Source organism: Marinobacterium sp. xm-a-127 (assembly GCF_013283425.1).
Classification (GTDB): domain Bacteria; phylum Pseudomonadota; class Gammaproteobacteria; order Pseudomonadales; family Balneatricaceae; genus Marinobacterium_E.
In genome coordinates this window covers 1-3,266 of the sequence record NZ_WBYH01000009.1, presented here as the reverse complement: position 1 = coordinate 3,266, position 3,266 = coordinate 1, and the positions used below count along the sequence as shown (strand labels likewise).

The following is a 3,266-nucleotide window of genomic DNA, read 5'->3' as shown; positions in this document are numbered from 1 at the left end:
ATACAAGCGCCAACCGGCGAAATCGATCGTTACGAGAACCATTCAGTTGATCAGACACCTTTGGGTTATATGGTCAAGTGAATAAGCGTGCACGGTGGATGCCTTGGCAGTCAGAGGCGATGAAGGACGTTGTAACCTGCGATAAGGTACGGGGAACTGGTAAACAAGTTTTGATCCGTACATTTCCGAATGGGGAAACCCACCACGTAAGTGGTATCTCTTTACTGAATATATAGGTTTAGAGAGGCGAACTCGGGGAACTGAAACATCTAAGTACCCGAAGGAAAAGAAATCAACCGAGATTCCCTTAGTAGCGGCGAGCGAACGGGGACCAGCCCTTAAGCTGGATTTGGGTTAGAAGAACAGACTGGAAAGTCTGGCCATAGTGGGTGATAGCCCCGTATTCGAAAACCCTTTTTCAGTGAAATCGAGTAGGACGGGACACGTGTTATCCTGTCTGAACATGGGGGGACCATCCTCCAAGGCTAAATACTCCTGACTGACCGATAGTGAACCAGTACCGTGAGGGAAAGGCGAAAAGAACCCCTGTGAGGGGAGTGAAATAGACCCTGAAACCGTGTACGTACAAGCAGTGGGAGCCGACTTAGTTCGGTGACTGCGTACCTTTTGTATAATGGGTCAACGACTTACTTTCAGTAGCAAGCTTAACCGTTTAGGGGAGGCGTAGGGAAACCGAGTCTTAATAGGGCGCATAGTTGCTGGGAGTAGACCCGAAACCGGGCGATCTATCCATGGGCAGGTTGAAGGTTGAGTAACATCAACTGGAGGACCGAACCGACTACCGTTGAAAAGTTAGCGGATGACCTGTGGATCGGAGTGAAAGGCTAATCAAGCTCGGAGATAGCTGGTTCTCCTCGAAAGCTATTTAGGTAGCGCCTCATGTCTCACCTTGGGGGGTAGAGCACTGTTTCGGCTAGGGGGTCATCCCGACTTACCAACCCGATGCAAACTCCGAATACCCAAGAGTGCAATCATGGGAGACACACGGCGGGTGCTAACGTCCGTCGTGAAAAGGGAAACAACCCAGACCGCCAGCTAAGGTCCCAAACTTCTAGTTAAGTGGGAAACGATGTGGGAAGGCTCAGACAGCTAGGAGGTTGGCTTAGAAGCAGCCATCCTTTAAAGAAAGCGTAATAGCTCACTAGTCGAGTCGGCCTGCGCGGAAGATATAACGGGGCTCAAACTAGAGACCGAAGCTGCGGATGCGTTTATACGCATGGTAGAGGAGCGTTCTGTAAGCTGTTGAAGCGGAAGCTGTAAGGCACCGTGGAGGTATCAGAAGTGCGAATGTTGACATAAGTAACGATAAAGGGAGTGAAAAACTCCCTCGCCGGAAGACCAAGGGTTCCTATCCAACGTTAATCGGGGTAGGGTGAGTCGACCCCTAAGATGAGGCTGAAAAGCGTAATCGATGGGAAGCAGGTTAATATTCCTGCACCTCGCATAACTGCGACGGGGGGACGGAGAAGGCTAGGCTAGCGCGGCGTTGGTTGTCCGCGTTTAAGGATGTAGGTTTGGAACTTAGGCAAATCCGGGTTCCTATATGACTGAGATCTGATGACGAGCTCCTATATGGAGTGAAGTAGTTGATGCCCGGCTTCCAGGAAAATCCTCTAAGCTTCAGGTTATGTGGGATCGTACCCCAAACCGACACAGGTGGTCAGGTTGAGAATACCAAGGCGCTTGAGAGAACTCGGGTGAAGGAACTAGGCAAAATGGCACCGTAACTTCGGGAGAAGGTGCGCCGGTTTTGGTGATGGGACTTGCTCCCTAAGCTGAGGCCGGTCGAAGATACCAGGTGGCTGCGACTGTTTATTAAAAACACAGCACTCTGCAAACACGAAAGTGGACGTATAGGGTGTGACGCCTGCCCGGTGCTTGAAGGTTAATTGATGGGGTTAGCTCCGGCGAAGCTCTTGATCGAAGCCCAAGTAAACGGCGGCCGTAACTATAACGGTCCTAAGGTAGCGAAATTCCTTGTCGGGTAAGTTCCGACCTGCACGAATGGCGTAACGATGGCCACACTGTCTCCACCCGAGACTCAGTGAAATTGAACTCGCTGTGAAGATGCAGCGTACCCGCGGCTAGACGGAAAGACCCCGTGAACCTTTACTATAGCTTCACACTGGACTTTGACCTTACTTGTGTAGGATAGCTGGGAGGCTTTGAAACTTGGACGCCAGTTCAAGTGGAGCCGATCTTGAAATACCAGCCTGGTAACGTTGAAGTCCTAACTCAGGTCCCTTATCGGGATCGAGGACAGTGTGTGGTGGGTAGTTTGACTGGGGCGGTCTCCTCCCAAAGAGTAACGGAGGAGCACGAAGGTACCCTCAGCATGGTCGGAAATCATGCATTGAGCGCAAGAGTAAAAGGGTGCTTGACTGCGACACAGACACGTGGAGCAGGTACGAAAGTAGGTTCTAGTGATCCGGTGGTTCTGTATGGAAGGGCCATCGCTCAACGGATAAAAGGTACTCCGGGGATAACAGGCTGATACCGCCCAAGAGTTCACATCGACGGCGGTGTTTGGCACCTCGATGTCGGCTCATCACATCCTGGGGCTGAAGCCGGTCCCAAGGGTATGGCTGTTCGCCATTTAAAGTGGTACGCGAGCTGGGTTTAGAACGTCGTGAGACAGTTCGGTCCCTATCTGCCGTGGGCGTTTGAGATTTGAGAAGAGTTGCTCCTAGTACGAGAGGACCGGAGTGAACGAACCTCTGGTGTTCCGGTTGTCACGCCAGTGGCATTGCCGGGTAGCTATGTTCGGACGGGATAACCGCTGAAAGCATCTAAGCGGGAAGCCCCCTTCAAGATGAGATCTCACTGGACCTTTAAGGTCCCTAAAGAGCCGTTCAAGACTAGGACGTTGATAGGCTGGGTGTGTAAGCGTTGTGAGGCGTTGAGCTAACCAGTACTAATTGCTCGTGAGGCTTGACCATATAACGCCAAAGCTGTCTGAGAGCGAAAGCTTCAGATGAACAGCTGAGTGGTTTAAATGATTGATTTAACGGTTGTAGCTTGTATAGACAACCAAGACGCATCTTACAGTATCCAATGCGTTAACCAGTTTTGCCTGGTGACAATAGAGACGTGGAACCACCTGATCCCTTACCGAACTCAGTCGTGAAACGCGTCATCGCCGATGGTAGTGTGGGGTTTCCCCATGTGAGAGTAGGTCATTGCCAGGCACCTAATAAACAAAGAACCCCAGTACCGAAAGGTCCTGGGGTTTTTTGTTTTTTGGT

Annotated in this window: 2 rRNA genes; both read left to right on the top strand. The window is 51.1% G+C overall.

Annotation, left to right across the window (positions count from 1 at the left end):
* Positions 1–71: 71 nt before the first annotated feature.
* Positions 72–2,960, top strand: a 23S ribosomal RNA gene (locus XMA127_RS11660).
* A 133-nt stretch (positions 2,961–3,093) separates the two neighbouring features.
* Positions 3,094–3,209, top strand: a 5S ribosomal RNA gene (gene rrf / locus XMA127_RS11655).
* Positions 3,210–3,266 lie beyond the last annotated feature (57 nt).